Source organism: Bacillus cereus group sp. BfR-BA-01311 (assembly GCF_022664295.1).
Classification (GTDB): domain Bacteria; phylum Bacillota; class Bacilli; order Bacillales; family Bacillaceae_G; genus Bacillus_A; species Bacillus_A cereus.
Genome location: NZ_JAKUHC010000017.1, coordinates 1 through 24,448 on the forward strand (window position 1 = coordinate 1; position 24,448 = coordinate 24,448).

Below are 24,448 nucleotides of genomic sequence, written 5' to 3' on the forward strand. Positions count from 1 at the left end.
ATACAGAAAGGTTCCAAGAAAAACTTCACGGCCTTTCCCCGATAGAATATCGGGAAAAGGCCGTGGCATAATACTCTTTTTATTACTGTCTACTTGACAGGGAGATGACCAGTAGCGCGTCTTTTTTATTAGTTACGGATTAAGTAATCAAATGCACCTAAAGCTGCGTTTGCACCTGAACCCATAGAGATGATGATTTGTTTGTACGGATTATTTGTACAGTCACCTGCAGCAAACACTCCTGGTACGTTTGTAGCGCCGTGCTTGTCTGTTACGATTTCACCACGAACGCGTTCAACTGTTTCGCCTAACCAGTCTGTGTTTGGCACAAGACCGATTTGTACGAATACACCTTGTAACTCAACGTGATGAACTTCTTCAGTTTCACGATCGATGTAAGAAATACCGTTTACTTTATCAGTACCAGTGATTTCTTTCGTTTGAACGTTTTTCAGAACAGTTACGTTTGGTAAGCTGTTAAGACGCTCTTGTAATACAGCATCAGCTTTTAATTCTGGCATGAATTCAAGAACAGTTACGTGCTTAACGATACCTGCTAAGTCGATAGCTGCTTCAATACCAGAGTTACCTCCGCCGATAACTGCTACGTCTTTTCCAGTGAATAATGGACCGTCACAGTGTGGGCAATATGCTACACCTTTATTTTTGAACTCAGCTTCACCTGGTACGCCAACATTACGCCAACGAGCACCTGTAGAAACGATTACGCTCTTACTTTTCAGAATAGCGCCGTTTTCAAGTTCCACTTCAATAAGTTCTTTTTTCTCTAAACGTTTCGCACGTTGTAGATTCATTACATCGATGTCGTATTCTTTTACGTGCTCTTCAAGGCTTGCTACTAGCTTAGGACCTTCAGTCTTTTTCACGCTGATGAAGTTCTCAATGCCCATAGTATCCATTACTTGACCACCGAAGCGCTCAGCAACGATACCAGTGCGGATGCCTTTACGTGCTGCGTAAATTGCTGCACTTGCACCAGCAGGGCCGCCACCAACAACAAGAACATCGTATGGATCTTTATCAGAAAGCTCTGATGCATCTGGACCGTTACCCATTTTAGCTAAAATTTCTTCAAGTGTCATACGACCGCTTCCGAAAGATTCGCCGTTTAGGTAAACAGTTGGTACTGCCATAATGTCTTTGCTTTCTACTTCCTCTTTGAATGCAGCGCCATCAATCATAGTATGTGTAATACCAGGGTTAAGAACGCTCATTACGTTAAGAGCTTGTACAACATCAGGACAGTTATGACAACTTAGGCTGATATAAGATTCAAAATGATATTCGCCTTGAATGTTTTTAATTTGATCGATTAATTTTTGTTCAACTTTTGGAGCGCGTCCACTTACTTGTAGTAAAGCTAACACTAATGATGTAAATTCGTGTCCTAATGGAATACCAGCGAATACGACACCAGTGTTTTCACCAGGGCGGTTTACGCTAAAGCTTGGTGTTCTCTCTAATTCAACTTTTTCTACTGTAATCTTAGATGACATAGTAGCTAATTCGTCTACTAGAGCTAACATATCTTTAGATACGTTATCGTCTCCTGCGCTTACTTTAAGTAAAATATCGTTCTCCATTAATTGAAGGTATTGGGATAGTTGTGTTTTTATATCTGCATCTAGTATCATTTTGATCGAACTCCTTAGATTTTGCCTACAAGGTCAAGGCTTGGTTTAAGTGTTGCAGAACCCTCTTGCCATTTAGCTGGGCAAACTTCACCTGGGTTGTTACGTACGTATTGAGCAGCTTTAATTTTGTTAACAAGAATGCTTGCGTCACGGCCGATACCGTCAGCATTGATTTCCATAGATTGGATAACGCCGTCTGGATCGATGATGAATGTACCACGAGCAGCAAGACCTTCTTCTTCCATTAAAACGTTGAAGTTTGTAGTGATTGTGCGAGTTGGGTCACCAATCATGATGTACTCGATTTTGCCGATAGTTTCTGAGCTATCATGCCATGCTTTGTGAGTGAAGTGAGTGTCTGTAGATACAGAGTATACTTCAACGCCTAAGTCTTTTAGAGTTGCGTATTGGTTTTGTAAGTCTTCAAGTTCAGTTGGGCAAACGAATGTGAAGTCAGCTGGGTAGAAACAAACTACACTCCATTTTCCTTTTAAACTTTCGTCAGTAACTTGGATAAATTCTCCATTATGGTAAGCATTAGCTTTAAACGGTTTTACTTCTGTGCCGATTAATAACATGTTAAAATTCCTCCTAAATGTTGGTTTTGAGCATCAAAAAATAGTGTGCTCATAAAATATATTTTTTAATTAACTATAATAATTCTAATTCGATATTAATTATCATATAGAAGTGGTTATTTTGTCAAGAGAATAAACCAACTTTATACCAATTTAATTAATATTTATTCTCAATTAAGACTAACAGGGAATGGAAAGGTAATTTTAAGTCTATAAATTTTAGATGAGTAGTTGAAAGTTTAGTGTGTATGTTAGAGATAGTGTGTAAGTTTAATTTCTTAGGAAGGAGATATTTCTTAGAAGTTGTGGTTTTGAAAAGGAACTGCTTACTTCTATTTTACAAAGAATTTTGTGATAAATAAAATAAAATGAATCGGAAATTTTTTGAACAATTTTTGTCATCTCAAATATATAATTAGGAAGTATATTACGATAATAGTTAGAAACATTGACTCAAAGTGCTAACAAGATATAATAAAACCTAGATATACATTTCAAAAAGAAGATCATATATTTTAGGATGAAAGATTTAATCCCATTATTTTTTATAGCTTTTAGAAAACGCTTACAATTAGTGTGGAGGGGAAACCATGTCTAAGTTCACGAAGTATTTTTTAATGGAAGCTAACGATGTGATTGCATATGTGAAAGAGAAATTATCTAAGTTTGAACATGCAAAGGGGCTAAAGTGTAAAGAAATAGGTGATGGCAATTTAAATTATGTGTTCCGCGTTTGGGATGAAAAAGAGAACATGTCTGTCATCGTAAAGCAAGCTGGGGATACAGCCCGCATTTCAGATGAGTTTAAGTTATCGACGAATCGTATTCGTATAGAATCAGATGTTTTGCAGTTAGAGGATGAGTTAGCACCTGGACTTGTTCCTAAGGTGTATTTATTTGATAGTGTGATGAATTGTTGCGTAATGGAAGATTTATCGGATCACACAATATTACGTACAGCACTTATAAATCATCAAATATTTCCGAGGCTTGCTGACGACTTAACTACTTTTATGGTAAATACACTTTTATTAACATCGGATGTTGTAATGAATCATAAAGAGAAGAAGGAACTTGTGAAGAATTATATAAATCCTGAATTATGTGAGATTACAGAGGACCTCGTATATTCAGAACCATTTACAAATCATAATAAGCGTAATGAGTTATTTCAGTTAAATGAGGGATGGATTAGGGAACATATTTATAGTGATAAAGAGCTTCGTATGGAAGTAGCGAAACGTAAATTTTCTTTTATGACGAATGCACAGGCATTACTTCATGGTGATTTACATACTGGTTCTGTTTTTGTAAGAGATGATTCTACAAAGGTTATTGATCCTGAGTTTGCTTTTTATGGACCTATGGGATATGACGTTGGGAATGTAATGGCGAATTTAATGTTTGCTTGGGTGAATGCAGATGCAACGATGTCACCTGGAGCTAAGAAAGATACGTATATGGATTGGTTACAAACTACGATGGTAGAGGTAATTGATTTATTTAAGCAGAAGTTTTTAGGTGCTTGGGATATTCATGTGACCGAGATTATGGCGAAGGAAGAAGGCTTTAGCGAAGTCTATTTGCAATCTGTATTAGAGGATACAGCTGCAGTGACAGGTCTGGAATTAATTCGCCGTATTGTTGGATTAGCGAAAGTAAAAGATATTACTTGTATTGGGAATGAGGAAGCACGTGCTAGAGCGGAGCGAATTTGTCTTCAAGTAGCGAAGGGTTTTATTTTACGAGCGAATCAATATAGAACGGGCACAAGTTTTGTAGAAACGTTAAAAGAACAGTCAATGCACTACGCGAAGTAAGGGGAGAATATGATGGAAGAGCAATTAATACCAATTCAGTGGAAAGATGATGCTTTAGTTTTGTTAGATCAAACGTTATTACCAAATGAAATTGTCTATGAATCTTTTAAAACAGCTGAAAGTGTGTGGGATGCGATTCAAGTAATGAAAGTACGAGGTGCACCCGCGATTGGTGTTTCAGCTGCTTATGGAGTGTATTTAGGGATAAAGGAATTTGCTGAAGGTACGGAAGAAGGATTTATGGATGAAGTAAGAAAGGTATGTACATACTTGGCGACATCAAGACCGACTGCAGTAAATTTATTTTGGGCACTTGAAAGAATGGAGAATGTAGCGACGGCGAATACTGACTTATCAATCTCACAGCTGAAAAATAGATTACTAGAAGAGGCAAAAGAGATTCATAGAGAAGATGAAGAAATTAACCGTCAAATTGGAGAACATGCATTAACATTATTCCATGATGGAATGGGAGTATTAACACATTGTAATGCTGGTGCGTTAGCGACAACTAAGTATGGTACTGCGACAGCTCCAATGTATTTAGCGAAAGAAAAAGGATGGGACTTAAAAATCTATTCTGATGAAACACGCCCTAGATTACAAGGTTCAACGTTAACAGCATTAGAACTGCAGCGAGCAGGCATTGACGTTACTGTTATTACAGATAATATGGCAGCTATGGTCATGTCACAAGGGAAGATTGATGCGGTAATTGTTGGATGTGACCGTGTAGCAGCGAACGGTGATATAGCAAATAAAATTGGAACATTAGGCGTATCTATTTTAGCGAAATACTACAACATTCCGTTTTATGTAGCAGCGCCAACGCCGACAATCGACTTAAAAACACCGACAGGAAAAGAAATTCCCATCGAGGAAAGAGATGCTTCTGAAGTGATTAATCGCTTCGGACAATATTCTGCTCCGAAAGAAAGTAAAGTATATAATCCAGCATTTGATGTTACTCCACATGAAAATGTAACAGCGATTATTACAGAAAAAGGGATTGTAAAGGCACCATTTACGGAGAATTTAAAAAAGCTATTTCAATAAGTAGATAAATATAAAAGTCAGTCATCATAAGCTTCATACTTAGGGGGATGTATATGTTATTACAAAAAGAAAGAGAAGAAATTGTAGCGTATGGAAAGAAAATGATTTCTAGTGGTTTAACAAAGGGAACGGGCGGTAATATTAGTATCTTTAATCGTGAACAAGGTCTTGTTGCGATTAGCCCAAGTGGTTTAGAGTATTATGAAACAAAGCCTGAAGATGTAGTTATATTAAACCTAGATGGTGAAGTAGTAGAAGGAGAGAGAAAACCATCAAGTGAATTAGATATGCACCTTATTTACTATAGGAAGCGTGAAGATATAAATGCGCTTGTGCATACACATTCTCCTTACGCGAAGACGATTGCTTCATTAGGATGGGAGCTTCCGGCTGTGTCATATTTAATTGCTTTTGCAGGCCCGAATGTCCGCTGTGCGCCGTATGAAACATTTGGTACGAAGCAATTAGCGGAGGCTGCTTTTGAAGGCATGATTGATCGCCGTGCTGTTTTACTTGCAAATCACGGTTTAATTGCTGGTGCAAATAATATAAAAATGGCGTTTACTGTTGCAGAAGAGATTGAGTTTTGTGCTCAAATTTATTATCAAACGAAAAGCATTGGGGAACCAAAGCTATTGCCAGAAGATGAGATGGAGAATTTGGCGAAGAAGTTTGAAGGGTATGGGCAGCAGTAGAATGAAACAAAGACACCCTCAAGAAAAGATCTTGAGGGTATTTTTTACGCTTTTTTAAGCAACAAATACATAAAGTAAGGAGCCCCAATTAAAGCAACGACAATACCTGCTGGAATGCCATTAGGATCAACGATATTTCGTCCGATTGTATCAGCTAATAATAATAGCCATCCGCCGATTAAAAGGGCGATAGGCATGAAGATTTGATGTCTTGGACCTACTAAAGATTTCGCGATATGAGGAGCCATTAATCCGATAAAGCTAATTCCTCCTGTTACGGAAACAGCTGCGGCTGCAAGTGCAACGGCTGCAACTAATAAGTACCTGCGTTCTTTTTCAATTTCAATTCCAACGCCAATTGCGACTGGTTCGTTTAATGCTAAAATGTTTAATCGATTTGCTTTATAGAAAACAAACGGAATTAATACGATTAACCATGGGAGCATTGCTAAAACGAAAATCCAGTCATCTCCCCAAATATTTCCGGCAATCCATTTTGAGATAAAGTCCACTTTCATACGATCAGCGGATGAAATAAGGACAATCATCGCTCCAGATAGTGCAAATGCAAAACCGATACCAGTTAATGTTAATCGTATTGGTTGAAGTCCAGTTGATTTACTATATGAAAACACGTAAATTAGAACAGCTGTCAGAAATGCCCCAATAAATCCAACGACAGGTAGTAAGTAAAGAAATGAACCTACGTCTATTGGAAAGTATAAAAAGAAAATAGCAACAGCAACACCAGCCCCAGAGTTAATACCAAGAATACCAGGTTCAGCTAAATCATTTCGGGTAATTCCTTGCAGAATAGCCCCTGATAAAGCGAGAGCCATACCAGCTAATAATGTAATGACAATTCTAGGTAGTCTTAAAGAGTATAAAACAAACTCCTCTTTAAAAGTCCCTTGCCCCATTAATGTTGGGAGTAGTCGATCATAAGATAAAGATGCTGAACCAAGTCCCATTCCAACTACAATGGTTGTGATGATTACTATAAGTAAAGCGAGTATAATGAGACGCTGTTTTCTTAAAATAGATTGCATCATGAGAATGTTTTTCCTCCTTTACGTACAATGAATAGGAAGAATGGTAACCCTACAATCGCGACAATTGCCGCAACTGGTGTTTCGTATGGAGCGTTAATAGTACGTCCGATTGTATCTGCAAGTAGCATAAAGGAAGCTCCAGCAATTGCTGACAGCGGTATAACAAATCGGTAATCTGGACCGACAATTGGGCGTACCATGTGAGGTACCATTAAGCCGATAAATGCCATATTTCCAACAAGCGCTACAGATGCACCTGCAAGTAAGATAATAATGATAAATAAAATAGTTTTAATAACAATAATTTTTTGACCTAGTCCAATAGCCACTTCCTCACTGAAACTAAGAACTGTCAATTTTTTTGCTAGTAAGATAGCGATAAAGATACTAATTGAAATGACTGGAATAATAATTTTTAATTGGCTCCAAGTTGTTCCAATTACGCCCCCAGCAGTCCAAAGTGATACATCTTGTGAAATTTTAAAGTAAATGCCGATTCCTTCTGAAATTGCGAGTAGAAATGCTGAAACTGCAGCGCCCGCTAATACAATTCGAAGAGGAGAAAGGCCGCCTTTTTTCACCATACCAATTCCAAATACCATAATTGCGCCAATTGCCGCACCGATAAAGCAAGCTAATGTTAAGTAAAGATAGCTGATGGAAGGGTTGAAAGCAAGTGTCAGTGCAAGCGCAGCATTTGCTCCACCAGATAGCCCTAATAATCCAGGATCCGCAAGTGGATTTCGTGTTAATCCTTGCATAATTGCCCCAGAAACGGCTAATCCAGCTCCTACAAAAATAGCAGCAACTTCACGTGGTAAACGTATTTCTCGAATAATAGATATTTTGTCTCCTTTAGCGGAGGAAGTGAGTGCTAACCATACATCCTTTATCGAAGTATCTGCAGCACCTAATACCATTGCAACCGTAAAAATAAGAAAGAATGCAATTAAGCTTAAAATTAGTTTGTATGTAAAAGCTATAGAACGTGGATTGTCATGATCTTTTGTCATTCGTTTCACATCTTTTCTGTTCATAGAATAAAGGAAGAGGAATTCTTAAATTAAGAATTCCTCATGTTTGTATTATTTACCAAGAAAGCTCTTCTTGAAGAAGTCTAGTTGGAAATCTAATGTAAGTGGATCATTGAAATAGAATTCCATCATGTTTGCTTCATATACGCGATTATTTTTTACTGCTGGGATGTTTTTATATGATTCTGTCTCTTGGAATGAGTTATCAGTATCTTTGTTTTTACTTACGATTAAGTAATCACCAGCAAATTCAGGTAATACCTCAGTAGATAATGCGTAGTAACCTTCTTTTAATGCTTTTTCTTTTACTTTTTCAGGCATTTTTAATTTCATTTCTTGGTACAGGATTTCTGTTCCACGGCCCCAGTTCTCGCCGTATACATAAAGCTGTTTGTTGAAGTTTTCAACAACAGAAACTGTTGCATCTTCACCGATTTTTGCTTTAATTTCTTTACCAGCTTCTTGTGCGCGTTTCTTGAAGTCATCAACCCAAGTTTTTGCTTCTTTTTCTTTGTTTAATAACTTACCAATTTCTAAATGCTGTGTTAAGTAATCAACTTTTCCGTAAGTGTAAGTTACAGTAGGAGCGATTTTCTTTAACTTATCAACATTTTTAACATTTGATAAACCAATGATTAAATCTGGATTTAGTTCAGCGATTTTTTCAACATTTTCATCTGATACTTCAGCAACATCTTTAAGTTTACTATCAAAACGTGGATTTTGTTTAGACCATGAATCTACCCCAACAAGATTTACACCTAATGACATTACGTTACCAGCGAATGATGATAATACAACAACGCGTTTTGGATTTGCAGGAACTTCTATTTTTTTACCATCTTCAGTTTGGTATGTAATTGTTTCTGATTTGCTACCTTTTGCATCATTCTTTTTGTCTGTAGAGCCATTGCTACAAGCACTCATGACAAGAACGAAAAGGACTGTTAGTGAAATAAATAACTTTTTCATCGTCTTTCTCCTTTAACATAGATGATATGTGTATACAATAATTTGTTTAACTGCAATCTTTTTGAAATAGTAGTGGTAATGCAAAATAATTTATTAAAAATCTTGAATATGAGATTTTATAATATAGTAATAACTATATTAATGAAAGAAGATGTAATCTCAAATTTGCTAATTATTAACAAAATGATAATGATTATCACTATTGATTCTTTAAATAATATAATTTTATATAGGTGTATTGTCAATAGTAATTTTGATTGTAAATTTTGCGGAAACAGGTTATATTTTATTGAGAATGATAATCAATGATTAATAGCTGAGGAGTGAGCACGAATGAATCGAGAAGAATTGTTTGATGTAACCGTGATAGGCGGAGGACCTGCAGGGCTTTATTCAGCTTTTTATAGTGGACTCAGAGAAATGAGAACGAAAATAATAGAATTTCAACCACATTTAGGTGGAAAAATACATGTGTATCCGGAAAAAATGATTTGGGATGTAGGAGGACTATTGCCAGTTACCGGTGATAAGTTAATTGAACAACTTGTACAGCAAGGGTTAACATTTAAGCCGGAAGTTGTATTAGATACAAAAGTAGAATCGATTATTCGTAATCAAGATGGTACTTTTACATTAAAAACAAGTACTGGCGAAGAACACTTTTCAAAAACAGTTATCGTCGCAACAGGAAGTGGTATATTGAAACCGCAAAAGTTATCTATTGAAGGTGCTGAGCGATTTGAAGTATCGAATTTAAATTATACAGTTAAATCTTTAAAGCGTTTCAAAGGTAAAACAGTTATTATTTCCGGTGGAGGCAATTCTGCTGTTGATTGGGCAAATGAATTAGAACCAATTGCGAAAAAAGTGTATGTAACCTATAGAAAAGAAGAATTATCTGGTCATGAAGCACAAGTAAAACAACTTATGAACAGCTCAGCGGAGTGTTTCTTTAATACATCGATTACAAAATTAATTGCTGGTGATAACCATGAAGCGATCGAATATGTAGAATTAACAAATCATGAAACAGGTGAGGTTTCTCATTTACCTATTGATGAAGTTATTATTAATCATGGATATGAACGCGACATTACATTATTAGAAAATAGTGAGTTAGACGTTGCAATTATAGATAATTATTATATTGCAGGTAATGCAAATAGTGAGTCTTCAGTAGATGGATTATATGCTGCTGGAGATATTTTAAAGCACGAAGGGAAACTACACTTAATTGCAGGTGCATTCCAAGATGCTGGAAATGCTGTGAATAAAGCAAAACAATTTATCCAACCAGATGCAAGTGAGTATGGAATGGTTTCTTCTCATAATGAAGTATTTAAGAAGAGAAATCGCGAACTGATTAAGCAGATGATGAAATAATAAGGAACAAGTATACCCCCACGTATTTCTCTATTCAAGTGAATGAGAGATGTACGTGGGGGTTTTCCTGTTTACTATATTTTCTATCATTATAATGACACCGGTTTCATCAGTTCATATGATATGAACATTTTATTGGTAAAGCATCCTAGAAAACAATTTAGCTATGTTTTGCTTACACAGAACATGGCTAAATTACGCTGTCCCTTTAGCGCGTTCATTAGGAAATGGCATATTTAGTATAGAAGCAATATACTGTTTTCCGTGTTTTCGAGCCAATGATTCTAATATTTGACGGACGCGTTTTGTAAGATGACCTTGTTTTTGGATGGCTTCACAATATGCGTCATAGAAGGCATATTTAGCCCAAAGGAAATCATCTTGTTGGAATAAGAAATGATTTTTGTACCATTCACCAATTGTATGATAACAATTGTTTTCATGTATTGCTGTGCTTTGAGAAAGAAAACGATCAGATAAAGATACATTCAAATGAGAAATTGTGTTTTCTGTTTCAACTTGTAGTGTTTTTTCTAACATTGTAATGATGTGACGAGTAGCCATATGTTAACTCTCCTTTGTGTAAATGGGTAATACCATTCTATATTTAAAAAATTCTTACTACATAATACTATACAATATATGGAATGCATCTACCTGCTTTTTGAACTGCATTTACAAAATCTTTTTTATTTGTTTACAAAAATAAAGTAAAGTAAGATACAGTATAGATGAAAAAATAATAAAGGAATGAATGCATTGTATATAACAATAGAAGAGACTGCGGAGTATTTGAATTTACCAAAATCGTATATTGAAGAGTTAATTCAGCAAAAGAAAATTCGTGCGCTATTCGATGGAGAGCAATATTTAGTAAATAAAGAACAATTCAATACGCATTTAGAACAAATGGAGAAATATAAGCAATTAGTGGAAGAAATATTGAACGAACCAATTCCAGAAGATATGGATGTTAAAGACGAAGATTAAACTATGGGAAATCCCTTATGAAGATATGCAGAAATGTATCTTCATAAGGGATTTTTTGTTTGAAGATATCAAAAACATAAGGAGTTCTTAGCCTTTCTTCAAATTTTGATAGGTAGTAGTCTACCATGTTAAAAGCATATTTTTTTCTAGCTAGGACAAACATAGAGAACGTAACCTGTACAGATACATATACTATCAGTGCAAAAGCTTATAAATTAATGGAAGGGGTTTTCTCGTGAGTTTATTTCATTGTGATTTTTTGAAAGACTTAATTGGATCTTTTGTGAGAGTAAACAGGGGTGGTCCAGAATCTCAAAAAGGAACAATAATATCAGTATGTCAGGACTACTTCGTATTGAAGAATGAAAAAGGTGAGCTTTATTACTATCAACTTAAACATCTAAAAAGTATTACAAAAAATGCGAAAGAATGTGGATCAAGTGATTGTGAGTGGGAAGATTGCGCCTGTGCAGAAGATTTTGAAGCACTACTTGAAAGTTTCAAATATTGCTGGGTGAAAATTAATCGCGGCGGTCCAGAGAAAGTGGAAGGCATTTTGCAAGATGTTTCTTGTGACTTCGTAACATTAATCGTAAAAGAAGAAATTATATTAATTGCAATAAAGCATATTAAAAGTGTTAACTATAATGCTTTAGCATGCGAAGAGAGCGATGAGAGCGACGATAGTAAGGAAAGTAGCGATAATTCAGGTCGTGCTCGTGCACAAAGACAATCAAGTAGAGGAAGATAATTAGAAAGGGGGATACGAAATTGGAGAATGTATTATGCTGTGACCAAATTAAATGTTTAGTTGGTGAGACTGTAAAAGTAAACCTTCGTGGACCAGAAAGTCGAGTTGGTGAGCTCGTATCGTTAGGAAAAGACTATCTTACATTACAACTACCTCATGGTGAATTAGTATATTATCAGTTGAAACATGTGAAGAGTCTAGTGAAGAAAGTGAAAGAAAGTAAATGTGGCGATTGCTATAGTTCATGTTTCTGCTCTGATGAGGATACTTTTCTAGATATATTAAAAGACTTGAAGTATAAGTGGGTAAAAATTAATCGTGGCGGTCCAGAGTGTGTGGAAGGATTATTAAGTGAAGTGCATGAAGAATGTATTACACTAGTAAACGGCGACGAAGTCATTTATATCATTAATTATCATATTAAGAGTGTGAGTCAAGTAGTGAAATGTAAAAAGAATGAAGATGAATAATGTTTAATAAATAAGAGGGGCATTATGAGGGAAAGAGAAGAAAAATTTCTTATTTCGATAGTATGAAAAGGAATTACTTACTATTAAAACAGAACTTTGCCCTGATTATTTTTTTAGAAGTGGAAGACAGGTAAGAAGAAATTCATAGGAAGGAGGATATAGATGAATGAGTTAAACAAAAGTATTGGAGAAAATATATATGTTAAATTAATCGGTGAAAAAAGATTTAAAGGTGTATTAATAGATGTAGGAAATGATATCGTTGTTCTTTACAATGGACAAGACTATGTATATATATCTTTATATCATGTACAATACTATAAGTTTTTAAGACCATATGACGAAGAAATATTAAAACCAGATGTTGATTCTGTAATTAAGAGGGAATCCCCTTCAATTTCTTTGAGAAAAGTATTAAGTACTTCTAAAGGAATTTTTACAGAAGTTTATGTAGCAGGAAGTGCTCCAATACATGGTTATGTTACAAGTGTGATGAATGATTATATTGTTTTTTATAGTCCGGTTTATAAAACGGTATATATATCTTTAAAACATTTAAAATGGTTAATTCCGTATAAAGAAAACCAAGTGCCGTATGCCCTCAATAAAAATGAACTCCCCGTAAATCCGTTAAATATTACGTTAGCTCGAACGTTTGAAGAACAACTTATTAAAATGGCTGGGAAAATCATGGTGTTCGATTTAGGTGAGGAATCTAATAAGATTGGAAAGATGGCGAAAATTGATGAAGGGCATATTGAAATATTAAAAGCACGTGATGCGAAAATGTATGTAAATATTCAACATGTAAAATCTGTCCATTGTCCGTAAGCTAGTTGAAAAAGGGCTGGCTTTTTCTTTTATATGCAGAAGAAAAGGTCGAGCCTATTTGTTTAGCTCGATTTGAATATGAGGGGAAAAATGAATTGAACATAAATATATTATGGTATGATTTTTTTTGAAAAATTTTGCACAAATTTATAAAGAAATGTGTACGAGCTATCTTTTTATGTATTCAATTTATTTTTTGAGGAGGAGCTGCTCAACTAATTTATTAAAGGGGTTTTGTTGGTGGAGCAGTTTCTAAATCCGTTATCGATTACATTACTTGGTAGTGCTGGTGGAGCAGCAAAAGCAGTTTTAGCAATTTTAAATCAAGCGATAGCAAATGAAAAAGATCCAATTTATGAAGTATTAAAGAATGCTAAATTTCATTTGGTGGATATAAAACAAAAAGATAGGAATTATTATGATGAATTGTTTTCGAATTTGAAAGATCAATTATATATATATGAAATAAACCTTCAAAATGTAGTGGAATTTAAAAAACATTTAAAAGAAAAAAGAACGAGTGTTGTGATTGATGTTTCAGGGGCAGATACAATTAGAGTATTAAGCTGCTGTAATGAACTAGGAATTTGTTATATTAATTCAGCCTTGGAAAATGAGGCAGTAGATCAGGACGATAGTTTAATTGGCTTTCAGCTTACGGAAAGATATACGAGATTTGAGAAGGAAAAAGAGAAATTTACAAATACAAAAGCAATTATAGGCTCAGGTATGAATCCAGGGGTTGTTCAATGGATGGTTGTTGAACTTATGAAGGAACGCCCGAATGAAAAGCCAAGAGCATGTTATATAGTAGAACATGATACGTCATTTTTGAATGATACAGAACTTATAAAGCCTCATACACTGTACGCTTCATGGGCAGTAGAGCGATTTCTAGATGAAGCGATCTGGAGTTATCCGATGTATATGAGTCATCATCGTCCCCTTTACTTTTATGAGGATGTATATGCTTCAGAGTATAAAGTAAAGTTGGGAGAGAAAGAGTTTTATGGTTGTTTAATGCCACATGAGGAAGTATTAATTTTAGGGAAAAACTTTAACATGGAAGTTGGGTTTCTTTACCGAATTAACGAGTATACAACAAATATAATTAGACAGAACTTAGATCAAGTAGAAGATTTATGGAACTGGAATCGTAAAGTGTTTAATCCAGCGGAAGAAGAGGTTGCTGGAGAGGACTTGGTCGGTGTGTTACTCGTTTATGAAAATAGTGAGACATATATGTATAATGTGATGAATAGTAGCCAAGTTTTTCGCAAATATAAAACGAATGCAACGTATTTTCAGGTAGGGTGCGGGATTTATGCGGGCTTGTCAAGTTTACTTTTAGATCAATTTGAACAAGGTGCTTATTACGTCGAGGAGTTGTTATTAAATACAGAAAGTAAGTACGGTGAGTATTTAAATTTATATATGAAGGATTTTGTAATGGGGCATAATACTTTTACTGATGGATTGTTACATGATAGGGTAAGATGGATATAAGTTGCTACCAAAAGGAAGGAGAGATCTCCTTCCTTTCAGTATTATAAGGTTAAATATTGCCCTGAAAGCAATTTCATACTTATACTTTAAGGAGATAACAATGAAAGTTTTTTGTATCGATCAAGGGGAGTTTTTATATGAACAAATACAAGAGCTTGATTTATGAAGAAAGAAGAGCCTTAAAGGTATTTATATTATTATTCTATATTATATTCTTTTTATATGACGCTATATATTATTTTGTATATCCTGCTATGAATATTAGTGGAACAGCGGTAGGGTGGCCAGAAGGTAGTCTTGGGATAGGTGTGCCTATATTTGTAATAGCATTATTTCCTATTTCGATATATCTTCAAAAAAGAGGGTATGTATATTCTATAAAATATTTATTTTTATTTGGATACATGTTTATCAATCTTGTTAATAATTTAATGATTTATTTGCGAACGGATAGACCTTTTGAACATGGTAGTATGGTAGAAATGTTATTAATTTTATTTGCCCCAGTTTTCGTGAATAGAAAATACTTTTATTTAGTGTCCTTTAGTGTAATTGGAAAGTACGTATTTTTCACATTGCTATTACAAGATTTAAAAGTGATAATTCCACTTGTTTTATGTGTATTTTATTTTATTATTTCACATTCTTTATTAAAACGATTTCAATCTTATGTAAGAACAGTGGTTGAAATGATGAACAATATGAAAGAGACGGAAAATTTAGCTGTGATTGGAACTATGTCTACAACAATTGCCCATGAAATTCGAAATCCGTTAACAGCGTTAAAAGGGTTTACGCAAATGCAAAAAGAAAGAAATCCAACTGATACGATGAGCTACGACATTATGCTACAAGAAATTGAAAGAGTCAATGGATTTGTTAGTGAATTGATGTTGTTAGGAAAACCAAAGCCAACAAATTATGAAAGGTGTAATATACGAGACATCCTTCTATATGTTGTGCATCTAATGGAAAGTTATGCAACGCAATATAGAGTTAAATGTTATTTACAAGTAGATGGGAATTTACCAGCTATAAACGGTGATGATAAGCAATTAAAACAAGTGTTATTAAATATCATTAAAAATGGAATAGAATCAATGCCAGAGGGTGGAGAAATTCATATTCGTGCATATCAAAAAACGCAAGGACATTTGTGTATTTCTGTTGAAGACCAAGGATTTGGTATAGAGAATGAGAAGTTAGAAAAAATTGGCAAGGCGTTTTACACAACAAAGGAGACTGGTACAGGACTTGGGTTAATGATTACATATAAAATTATTAAGGAACATCAAGGGAGTATCACGATTCAAAGTAGTGTAGGAGTAGGAACGAAAGTAGAAATTTTTTTGCCGACCGTTTAATGTATTGGGAGAAAAGATTTTTCAGAAAAGTGTTCTTGTTGTGTAAATATAAACATTTTATAAAATGTTTCAAGAAGGGTTTTTTTTATAAAATACTTCGTTTATAATGGAGGAAAATATCGACATGAGATTGATTGCTCATGTAGCGGTTCAGTAGTGTTATGAAAAGATAAGAAGGGGTGCACACGCATCCTTTTTTCTATGCAGATATTATGAAAGAGGTGGTATGATGGAATTAACATTAAATTCGACTGTATGTTTACACACGATTCAATTTCGAAAAGAGCAAAAGAATTATATTGTAAAAGATACAATTACAGGAGAAAAATATGAAATGCCGCCACTTTGGATTGATGCATTGGCAATGATGCGTGACGGTTTTTTATTGGGGGAAATTGAGGAGAAATTAAAAGAAGAGTATCCATCCGAAGAAGTGAATATGTTAGCATTCACGAGGCAACTGTTAGAACTAGAACTTGTTGAAATGGTTGATGGAGAAGAGATAGCTTGCACAAAGAAGAAAGAGATAGATTGTTTAGCTTGGGTGCGTCCCCGTGTGGAACAATTCTTTCTTAATTTAAATAGAAAATATAGAAGCAAAGACCAATAGTGGCCTTTGCTTTTTTTATAGGCTATGTTTAAAAAATAACAGCAAATGCTCTTGCGAAAGCACCGTCACTATTTTTAATTTTTAAAGGTGCTGCTGAGAAAAAGAAACGTTTTGCTTCGATAGCATCTAGATTTGTTAAATTTTCAATTAAGTAAATATTATTCCCTAGTAATATGTGATGAATCGGTGATGTTTCTGTTGTGACTTCATCAGGAGAAATGAAATCTAAACCGATAGATTTTACCTTTAATCGCACTAGTTCTTTAGCTAATTCTTCAGAAAGATAAAATGCTTCCTTTTCATAAGATTCTGTATTCCATTTGGTGGATAGATTAGAATGAAAAATAACAATATCACCTTCTTTTATGTCAGTATTATGCAATACTGCCTTAGGTAATTTTCGCTCTTGAATATGTGTTACATCTATAAGAACAGCTTCGCCTACAAATTGATCTAGCGGTAATTGATCGATGGTCGTTGCGCCTGAAATGAAATGCGCAGGGGCATCACAATGCGTGCCAACATGAACGACAGAATGAAAATCTGTAACTTGATATCCTGATTCTTCAACACTTGTAACAGCTTCTAGTTGTATTTTAGGTGTTCCAGGAAATTGAGACATATTATTTTCAAATGTTTGTGATAAATCAATTACTTTCATTTTACATACCTCCAATATATGTTTTTCAAATAATAAAAAGCTCATCCTTCAGTATCAAGAAAGATGAGCTTTACATGCTAGTTGAGTTTTATCTTCCAAAATGCATTGCATTTTGCAGGAATTAGCACCTATTCAGTTTGTATAAACTGAGGTTGCTGGGCTTCAAAGGGCCGGTCCCTCTGCCTCTCTTGATAAAGAAGTATTCAGTTTTTAAAATCGGAATTTTCCGATAGTTAAATTGTAATTCATTTCCTTTTTGCGTGCAATACAAAATAGGTATTCACCCAAATAAAGCTGCTCGCATATTGTAGCTTATGTAAATAGAATGCTGCGAAGGAGTGAGTGCAGTGACAGGAAATGTATTAAATTATTATGCTGGTGGTAATACAGCTAGGGGATTTCACAATTTATACGAAGAGAATTTAAAAGGATTAGACAGATTATTTATCTTAAAGGGTGGCCCAGGAACGGGAAAATCTTCTTTAATAAAGGCAATAGGTCGTGAATGGATTGAAAAAGGATATGATATTGAATTTTTACATTGTTCTTCTGATAATAAATCGGTTGATGGTGTAATTATCCCAAAATTAAAAGTAGGAATTGTTGATGGGACATCGCCGCATGTTATTGAGCCAAAAATGCCAGGAGTTGTTGAAGAGTATATAAATTTAGGAATTGCTTGGGACTCAGATAAACTAAGAAAGCAGAAGTTAGAAATTGAAAGATTTGTTTCAGAAGCAAGCAAAGCTTTTCAGTCTGCTTACGCACGTTTTAAAGAGGCATTGGTTATACATGATGAGTGGGAGAAGATATATATTGATAATATAGATTTTAATAAAGCAAATGAACTAACCAATCAGCTAATCCAGAAATTATTTGCAGATAAAAGCGGGAGACAATCGCTGGTAAAACATCGTTTTTTAGGAGCTGCTACACCGAAAGGAGCAGTTGATTTTGTTCCTAATTTAACAGAAGGGTTACCACATCGTTATTTTATAAAAGGGCGCCCAGGTTCTGGAAAATCAACGATGCTCAAAAAGTTAGCTAAGGCAGCTGAAGAAAAAGGGTTTGAAGTTGAAGTATATCATTGCGGATTTGACCCGAATAGTCTTGATATGGTTATCGTAAGAGAATTAGGTTTTGCAATTTTTGATAGCACCGCACCACATGAATATTTTCCAAGTCGCGAGGGTGATGAAATTATTGATATGTATGCCCTTATTGTTACGCCAGGGACGGATGAGAAATATGCGAAGGAAATTCGTGATGTTTCCATTCAATATAAAGCAAAAATGAATGAGGCGATGTCTTTCTTAGCGAAAGCAAAATCGGTTCGTGATAAATTAGAACGAATTTATATTGCTGCTATGGATTTTTCAATAGTAGATGCATATAAAGAGGAGATTCAAAAAGAGTTTGAACGAATTGCTGCTACTGTAATTGAAAAGCAACAATAGACGTTTCATTAGGCTGTCAGTAATTTCTGACAGTTTTTTTAGTATGTAGTAAAATTAATAGTGTATTGTCGAATTTCCAAGGAAATAATCAAAAAATGGAGGTGTTATGAAATGAGAGAGAAAATCGAGTTGGAGTTAGAAAGAATTGAAAAAGAGAATGATGTAAAAATTTTATTTGCGGTGGAATCAGGGAGTCGTGCTTGGGGGTTTCCATCGAAAGATAGCGATTATGATGTTAGGTTCGTTTATATACATCCGGTAGAATGGTATTTATCAATTCATGACAAACGAGATGTAATTGAATATCCAATTAGTGATGATTTAGATATAAGTGGTTGGGATATTAAAAAGGCGTTGCAACTATTCGCGAAGTCGAATCCTGCTTTACTTGAGTGGATTCGATCACCAATTGTTTATTCGAAAAACTCTAATTTTCCAGAACTACTTCAACAGATGAGTGAGAAGAATTTTGATCCAAAAGCAACGATATATCATTATTTACATATGGCGTCGAAAAATTATCGTGAATTTTTGCAAGGTGAGAATGTAAAGCTGAAAAAGTACTTTTATGTATTACGTCCCATTTTAGCTTGTAAGTGGCTAGAAGAGAAAACGACTTTACCTCCTGTAGAATTTGATCGATTAATTACAGAATTATCATTAGAACGTAGCGTATTAGATGAAATTGAAAAGTTGTTAATAAAGAAAAAAGCAGGTACTGAATTAGATGTTGGATTGAAAATTAAGGTGCTAAATCAATTTTTAGAAGAACAAATTCATTACTATCAGCAATATGTAAAAGGAATTGAAAAGGGATCAGGGATCGATATTGAGATTTTAAATATACTATTTCGAGACATGCTGTTTGAAGCATATGAAAAAGAGCACAAGTAAGTTTGTGCTCTTTTTATTTTGTAGGAATGAAGAAAACAGATATAGCTGCGATAAGACCTGCAAAGGAGAATAAGTAAAAATTCCATGCTAAGTCATATTGCATTGTCATAATAATACCGACGAGAATTGGGCCAGCAATTGCACCAACTCGGCCAAGCCCCAGTCCCCAGCCTAAGGAGGTAGCTCGGATATGTGATGGGAAGTATTGTGTTACATATGCATTTAATATTTGAGTAATACCGACTGATCCAATACCAGCAAGGCCAATTAAAAGATAAATGATTGTAACAGATGGTTTGATTGTTAATAGTCCGATACATATGGCTGCCATAAGATAAGAGATGCTAATAACGATTTTTGCTCCTATACGATCAGCAATTGCTCCAGCGAATAATGCGCCGATAGCTGCGGTAATATTTAGCATAAGTAGAAATGACAGACTAGACCCAAGAGGATATCCTGCCTGGCGCATCATCTGTGGTAACCAAGTGTTTAAACCATATATTAAAAACATTCCCATTATATAAGTAATCCAAAAAAGTAGTGTTGCTTTTATGTATTCTTTTGAGAATAAAGTAAAAAATCCATTTTTCTTTCGTATAGTAGATGGAGCTTGATGAGTTTTATCTTTTACATGAAATTCAATTTGAAAACGATTAAGAATTTGGTTCACTTCTTCTTGGTGATTACGTGATAATAAAAATTGAATGGACTCGGGTAAATAGCGAATAATGAAAGGGATGAGGAGTAGTGGAATCATTCCGATACCAAACATAATTCTCCATCCGAAATCTTCTAACATAAGCATGGACAAAATAGCACCTAACACGATACCTAAAGGATAGCCAGTAAACATAAGAGCATAAATAAAAGATTGCCTTTTTTTTGGTGAATATTCAACAGTAAGTGCTGAAGCTGTTGGGATAACACCGCCTAATCCGATTCCTCCTATAAATCGAGATAATCCAAATAACTCAGGAGAAGGAGCGATAGCCGCTAAACCCATTGTGATAGAAAAAAGTGCTAAACAGCATATAAGCGTCCATTTACGCCCAATTAGATCTGTAATCGTTCCAACTAGAATAGCCCCAATAAACATCCCAAATAAAGCATAGCTTGCAATTGTACCAGCATGCGCTGGTGATAGCGCCCAGCTTTTGTCTTCTAGGAGCTTTGGTAGAACGGCACCGTAAATACCTAAATCATATCCATCAGCTAAAATGGCTAGCCAACAAATAAAAACAACAAGTTTTGTAATAGAGCTTGGAAAGATAGTTTCTGTAGATTCTAGATGAGGTGGAGCTGAAGGTTGCATAATATTCACCCCTTTTAATTTGTAGATGAATATATTATTTTATTTAATGTTAATATTTTCCTCCTTGTGTCGAATTTTATCTGAAAAGGGTTTATAACAAATAAAGAAGTTCAACAGTAATTTTGTTGAACTTCTTTATTTGTTTACTCATTATCAACTCGTTTTAACGGTTGATCTGCTGGGCCTTCAAGAACGTCTCCCTCAATTGAAAAACGAGAACCATGGCAAGGGCAATCCCAAGTACAATCACCATTATTCCATTCAACTTCACAGCCGAGATGTGTACAAGTTGTATCGACGATATGTAATTTTCCTTCTTTGTCCTTATAAGCACCTGCTCGTTTACCGTTAACATGTACGACAGATCCTTCACCAACTTCGAGATCTTCTGGCTTACGTAATGCGGTTTCAATCTTTCCTGCAATTAAATGTTTCGCAACATCAATGTTTTGGGAGAGGAACGTTTTTATATCTGGATTTGCATGGAAGCGTGATGGTGCATACAGTTCTTTATAGGGACTGTGAACTTTTAGGATGGAGTCCTTCAGTAGGTGAGCGGCAGCAGTTCCAGTTGTCATTCCCCATTTGCGATATCCAGTTGCAACAAATATATTTGGATTTCTTTCGTTAATATGTCCGATATAAGGAAGCTTATCTAGAGTAATTAAATCTTGTGCTGACCATCTATAAGGAACTTCATCTATTCCAAAAGTGGCTTCAGCAAAAGAATAGAGTGCTTCATAATGAAGCATCGTATTTATTCCCTGACCTGTTTTATGACTCTCTCCGCCAATCAAAATTAATTTTTCTCCATTGTTTGTTATATAGCGTAAGGAGCGCTTTGGATCATCAATACTTAAATACATGCCACCTGGATACTCCGTTTTTGCTTTTATTGCAAGAGCGTAGGAGCGTTCTGCGTACATTCGCGTAAAGAAAAAGCTATTCGCATCATAAAAAGGAAAATGTGAACAAGAGACGACATATTCACAAGTGATATGATGGCCCTCTTTTGTAATTATTTGTGAATAATCGCCCTTTTCCACATCCATAGCTGTTGTTTGTTCGTAGACCTTTCCGCCCATCTCCACAAACTTTTCTAAAAGTGTTTTTAAATAAAGAAGGGGATGGAATTGTGCTTGATTTTTCATTACAAGCGCAGATTGTACTGGAATAGGAATCGATAGAGATTGAACATAGTCACAAGGTATATTTAATTTTTGATAAGCTTCATATTCTTTCGTTAAATTTCTTAATCCGTTATCGGTAGTTGTATATAAATATGAATCTTCATTTGAGAAATTACAGTCGATTTTATATGTTTGAACAGTTTCATTTATGAATTGTAGAGCCTGATTATTTGATTCATAGTAAAGCCCGGCCTTTTCTACACCGAAATGATTTATTAATTCATCATAAATAAGATCATGTTGTGCTGTTACTTTCGCTGTTGTATGCCCAGTTGTTCCATTTAAAATACGACCAGAATCAATTAAAACAACATCGATGCCTTCTTTTGCAAGTAAATAGGCGGTAGTAATACCTGTAATACCAGCACCGATAATAGCAACTTTCGTCTTTATATTTTCGGATAAACGAGGGAAAGTAGGAAACTGAGTAGATTCAATCCAATAAGATAGCGGCAGTTGTGGAAATGTATCACTTGTCATTGCGGAAACCTCCTGATTTTAGAACAATTTTCCTTTTAATATTTCCATATTATATGAAATTCATGTGTGTTGTTTTAGAAGTAGTCTATTTTTATTAAAAGAGGTTATAAATTATTTTAATATAATTAATTAGATGGGGCATTATGAAGTGGTAGGATTTATATAAAACTAAATTCAAGGGATTCTGTTTGTTGATTACATAGGGAGTTATTGAGTGAGATAGAGTCTATGGCGTTTAAGAAAATGTCTATATATAGTGGGTAAATCCTTATGGAATCTATACATTTTCTTTAGTGAAATAAAGTATGATTATAAAAATATAACCACCTTTTATTACTAGGTCATAAAAGGTGTTGACAATATAGAAATTCTATTGTTATGATTCATCATGTGGAAAGGTTGATAGAGAGTAAAAAGAGAAATGTTTTTCATTGATAATAAAAGCGAAAAATAAGTGACGATAGAGTGAGTATATTTTCCTTATAATAGATGCTTTTTGGATCATCTAGTAAAATCAATCTGGAAGCAAGAATTGATATATGTAAGTTGCGCAAGGCGCGGCATAAGAAAGGAGCAAAAGGATGAAGGAGCTTCATACGTTTGGGTGGTATGCAGCACGTGTATCACCACATTTGCCGAAAAAAGCATTTAAACCAGTGCCTACTCGTTTATTTGGTGGACTGGCTTATTTGCTTGTGGCATTGGCGGGGTTAATATCGATTGGTGTATTTGAATTGAATGTGTGGGCGAATCTAGGAATTGCGATTGTTCTTGGATTATGTTTTGCTTCACTAGGATTTTTAGGGCATGAAATTTTACATGGAACTGTTGTAAGAAAGGCATGGCTTCGTGACTTCTTAGGCGCGATTGCATTTATGCCATTATCAACAGGGCCAAAGCTTTGGAGAAAGTGGCATAATGCAACGCATCATGTTCATACACAGCATGAAGAGAATGATCCAGATGCATGGCCGACACTTGAGAAACTTAAGAAGAGTAAGTTTTTGAGTTGGGTATATCGTATGCCTTTACATGTACGTTCATTCTTTAGTTTTCTGTCACTAACAATTCAATTTACATTGCATTCGACTCGAATGTTCTTTCATTTTATAAAAGAGTTCAAGTCATCCAATCAAAAATCTGTATGGCTTCAACTTCTTTTGCCTTGGACAGTTTGGATTAGTTTATTGTTTATTATGGGACCTGGAAAATGGTTATTTGCATATGTCATTCCGTTGTTAATTGCTAACTTTATTGTAATGGCATATATCGCAACAAATCACCGCTTAAATCCAATTGTTCCAGTAAATGATCCGTTAGCAAACTGTTTGTCAGTAACAGTGCCGCGCTGGGTAGACGTTTTACATTTCAATTTCTCATATCATACAGAACATCATCTGTTTCCTGCTATGAGTTCTAAATACTATCCGTTAGTAAAAGAGAAGATTAAAGAAATGTGGCCGGAACGCTATCATGAGATGCCGATGACAAAAGCTTTGGCAGCGCTATGGAATACACCACGTGTGTATTATCAAGGAAGTGAATTAGTGGATCCGCATAGAGAGCATTTCTATGGTTCTTTAGGAAATGGACTAGATCCTCATAATATTTCATATCGTGAGGAACATATAGAAGAAGAAAAGAGTATTAAAAAAGTAAATCAGTAAAAATTAATATATTTTTG

The 24,448-nt window shown here is 34.9% G+C and carries 24 protein-coding genes and 1 riboswitch; of the genes, 15 read left to right on the forward strand and 9 right to left on the reverse strand.

Annotated features, from left to right (window positions below; translation table 11 throughout):
* Positions 1 to 71, forward strand: a 71-nt coding sequence (locus MR136_RS28695) for an IS3 family transposase (protein ID WP_325782447.1), incomplete at its 5' end; no start/stop codon positions are given.
* A 57-nt stretch (positions 72 to 128) separates the two neighbouring features.
* Here MR136_RS28695 and ahpF read toward each other — a convergent pair.
* Together ahpF and ahpC are read right to left on the reverse strand one after the other, a co-directional pair.
* Positions 129 to 1,655 carry an alkyl hydroperoxide reductase subunit F gene (gene ahpF, locus MR136_RS24765; protein ID WP_000599508.1) on the reverse strand — a complete coding sequence of 509 codons (1,527 nt, stop codon included), beginning with the start codon at positions 1,653 to 1,655 and terminating at the stop codon, positions 129 to 131.
* A 14-nt stretch (positions 1,656 to 1,669) separates the two neighbouring features.
* Positions 1,670 to 2,233: an alkyl hydroperoxide reductase subunit C gene (ahpC, locus tag MR136_RS24770; protein ID WP_000924420.1), complete on the reverse strand. Its 564-nt coding sequence runs from the start codon at positions 2,231 to 2,233 to the stop codon at positions 1,670 to 1,672.
* A 590-nt stretch (positions 2,234 to 2,823) separates the two neighbouring features.
* Here ahpC and mtnK point away from each other — a divergent pair.
* From mtnK to MR136_RS24785, 3 genes are read left to right on the forward strand one after another with little or no spacing between them, the layout of a single operon-like run.
* Entirely contained in the window at positions 2,824 to 4,053 is a 1,230-nt protein-coding gene (gene mtnK, locus MR136_RS24775; protein ID WP_242259657.1) for an S-methyl-5-thioribose kinase, read from the forward strand.
* A gap of 9 nt (positions 4,054 to 4,062) precedes the next feature.
* A complete protein-coding gene (mtnA, locus tag MR136_RS24780; protein WP_031312272.1) occupies positions 4,063 to 5,109 on the forward strand; it encodes an S-methyl-5-thioribose-1-phosphate isomerase in 1,047 nt (348 codons plus the stop codon).
* A gap of 53 nt (positions 5,110 to 5,162) precedes the next feature.
* Positions 5,163 to 5,804 (forward strand): L-fuculose-phosphate aldolase, encoded by a 642-nt coding sequence (locus MR136_RS24785; protein ID WP_000926557.1) that lies wholly within the window; start codon positions 5,163 to 5,165, stop codon positions 5,802 to 5,804.
* 44 nt (positions 5,805 to 5,848) lie between these two features.
* On the opposite strand, the gene MR136_RS24790 is transcribed toward MR136_RS24785, so the two are convergent.
* Genes MR136_RS24790 through MR136_RS24800 form a run of 3 tightly spaced genes read right to left on the reverse strand, consistent with a single transcriptional unit; the run spans position 5,849 to position 8,862 of the window.
* Positions 5,849 to 6,856 carry a FecCD family ABC transporter permease gene (locus MR136_RS24790; protein ID WP_000983752.1) on the reverse strand — a complete coding sequence of 336 codons (1,008 nt, stop codon included), beginning with the start codon at positions 6,854 to 6,856 and terminating at the stop codon, positions 5,849 to 5,851.
* Complete coding sequence (locus tag MR136_RS24795) at positions 6,853 to 7,893, reverse strand: FecCD family ABC transporter permease (RefSeq protein WP_031312273.1); 1,041 nt, start codon at positions 7,891 to 7,893, stop codon at positions 6,853 to 6,855. The genes MR136_RS24790 and MR136_RS24795 overlap by 4 nt, the downstream gene beginning before the upstream one ends.
* A 48-nt stretch (positions 7,894 to 7,941) precedes the next feature.
* Positions 7,942 to 8,862, reverse strand: coding sequence for an iron-hydroxamate ABC transporter substrate-binding protein (locus MR136_RS24800; RefSeq protein WP_000732585.1), 921 nt, complete (start codon positions 8,860 to 8,862; stop codon positions 7,942 to 7,944).
* A 333-nt stretch (positions 8,863 to 9,195) separates the two neighbouring features.
* Here MR136_RS24800 and MR136_RS24805 point away from each other — a divergent pair, with 333 nt between their 5' ends.
* The gene (locus MR136_RS24805; protein ID WP_001078299.1) at positions 9,196 to 10,245 is read left to right on the forward strand and encodes an NAD(P)/FAD-dependent oxidoreductase; all 1,050 of its coding nucleotides are present in this window, start codon (positions 9,196 to 9,198) and stop codon (positions 10,243 to 10,245) included.
* Positions 10,246 to 10,440: 195 nt separating this feature from the next.
* Here MR136_RS24805 and MR136_RS24810 read toward each other — a convergent pair whose 3' ends face one another.
* Positions 10,441 to 10,809, reverse strand: a complete 369-nt coding sequence (locus MR136_RS24810; RefSeq protein WP_016121517.1) for a hypothetical protein — start codon at positions 10,807 to 10,809, stop codon at positions 10,441 to 10,443.
* A 186-nt stretch (positions 10,810 to 10,995) separates the two neighbouring features.
* Between MR136_RS24810 and MR136_RS24815 the strand changes: the two genes are divergently transcribed.
* From MR136_RS24815 to MR136_RS24845, 7 genes are all read left to right on the forward strand, one after another.
* Complete coding sequence (locus tag MR136_RS24815; protein WP_002025240.1) at positions 10,996 to 11,235, forward strand: helix-turn-helix domain-containing protein; 240 nt, start codon at positions 10,996 to 10,998, stop codon at positions 11,233 to 11,235.
* A 235-nt stretch (positions 11,236 to 11,470) separates the two neighbouring features.
* Positions 11,471 to 11,986, forward strand: a complete 516-nt coding sequence (locus MR136_RS24820) for a hypothetical protein (RefSeq protein ID WP_017673756.1) — start codon at positions 11,471 to 11,473, stop codon at positions 11,984 to 11,986.
* Positions 11,987 to 12,006: 20 nt separating this feature from the next.
* Positions 12,007 to 12,456 carry a PI-PLC domain-containing protein gene (locus MR136_RS24825; RefSeq protein WP_017673757.1) on the forward strand — a complete coding sequence of 150 codons (450 nt, stop codon included), beginning with the start codon at positions 12,007 to 12,009 and terminating at the stop codon, positions 12,454 to 12,456.
* Positions 12,457 to 12,618: 162 nt separating this feature from the next.
* Positions 12,619 to 13,287, forward strand: coding sequence for an LSm family protein (locus tag MR136_RS24830; protein WP_001004274.1), 669 nt, complete (start codon positions 12,619 to 12,621; stop codon positions 13,285 to 13,287).
* A 240-nt stretch (positions 13,288 to 13,527) separates the two neighbouring features.
* Positions 13,528 to 14,793 (forward strand): hypothetical protein, encoded by a 1,266-nt coding sequence (locus tag MR136_RS24835; protein WP_000434666.1) that lies wholly within the window; start codon positions 13,528 to 13,530, stop codon positions 14,791 to 14,793.
* A 137-nt stretch (positions 14,794 to 14,930) separates the two neighbouring features.
* Positions 14,931 to 16,157, forward strand: a complete 1,227-nt coding sequence (locus MR136_RS24840) for an ATP-binding protein (protein WP_001046101.1) — start codon at positions 14,931 to 14,933, stop codon at positions 16,155 to 16,157.
* 229 nt (positions 16,158 to 16,386) lie between these two features.
* The gene (locus MR136_RS24845; RefSeq protein ID WP_000424116.1) at positions 16,387 to 16,767 is read left to right on the forward strand and encodes a hypothetical protein; all 381 of its coding nucleotides are present in this window, start codon (positions 16,387 to 16,389) and stop codon (positions 16,765 to 16,767) included.
* A 28-nt stretch (positions 16,768 to 16,795) separates the two neighbouring features.
* On the opposite strand, the gene MR136_RS24850 is transcribed toward MR136_RS24845, so the two are convergent.
* Positions 16,796 to 17,428, reverse strand: a complete 633-nt coding sequence (locus tag MR136_RS24850; RefSeq protein ID WP_242259658.1) for a cyclase family protein — start codon at positions 17,426 to 17,428, stop codon at positions 16,796 to 16,798.
* Between the two features lie 85 nt (positions 17,429 to 17,513).
* Positions 17,514 to 17,626, reverse strand: a riboswitch (SAM riboswitch).
* A gap of 149 nt (positions 17,627 to 17,775) precedes the next feature.
* Here MR136_RS24850 and MR136_RS24855 point away from each other — a divergent pair.
* Together MR136_RS24855 and MR136_RS24860 are read left to right on the forward strand one after the other, a co-directional pair.
* Positions 17,776 to 18,885 carry a PRK06851 family protein gene (locus MR136_RS24855; protein ID WP_000147462.1) on the forward strand — a complete coding sequence of 370 codons (1,110 nt, stop codon included), beginning with the start codon at positions 17,776 to 17,778 and terminating at the stop codon, positions 18,883 to 18,885.
* Positions 18,886 to 18,996: 111 nt separating this feature from the next.
* The gene (locus MR136_RS24860; RefSeq protein WP_017673760.1) at positions 18,997 to 19,779 is read left to right on the forward strand and encodes a nucleotidyltransferase domain-containing protein; all 783 of its coding nucleotides are present in this window, start codon (positions 18,997 to 18,999) and stop codon (positions 19,777 to 19,779) included.
* Positions 19,780 to 19,792: 13 nt separating this feature from the next.
* On the opposite strand, the gene MR136_RS24865 is transcribed toward MR136_RS24860, so the two are convergent.
* A complete protein-coding gene (locus tag MR136_RS24865; RefSeq protein WP_017673761.1) occupies positions 19,793 to 21,094 on the reverse strand; it encodes an MFS transporter in 1,302 nt (433 codons plus the stop codon).
* A gap of 143 nt (positions 21,095 to 21,237) precedes the next feature.
* Entirely contained in the window at positions 21,238 to 22,764 is a 1,527-nt protein-coding gene (locus MR136_RS24870; protein ID WP_017673762.1) for an FAD-dependent oxidoreductase, read from the reverse strand.
* Between the two features lie 581 nt (positions 22,765 to 23,345).
* Between MR136_RS24870 and desB the strand changes: the two genes are divergently transcribed.
* The gene (gene desB, locus MR136_RS24875; RefSeq protein WP_000661226.1) at positions 23,346 to 24,431 is read left to right on the forward strand and encodes a Delta(10) desaturase DesB; all 1,086 of its coding nucleotides are present in this window, start codon (positions 23,346 to 23,348) and stop codon (positions 24,429 to 24,431) included.
* Positions 24,432 to 24,448 lie beyond the last annotated feature (17 nt).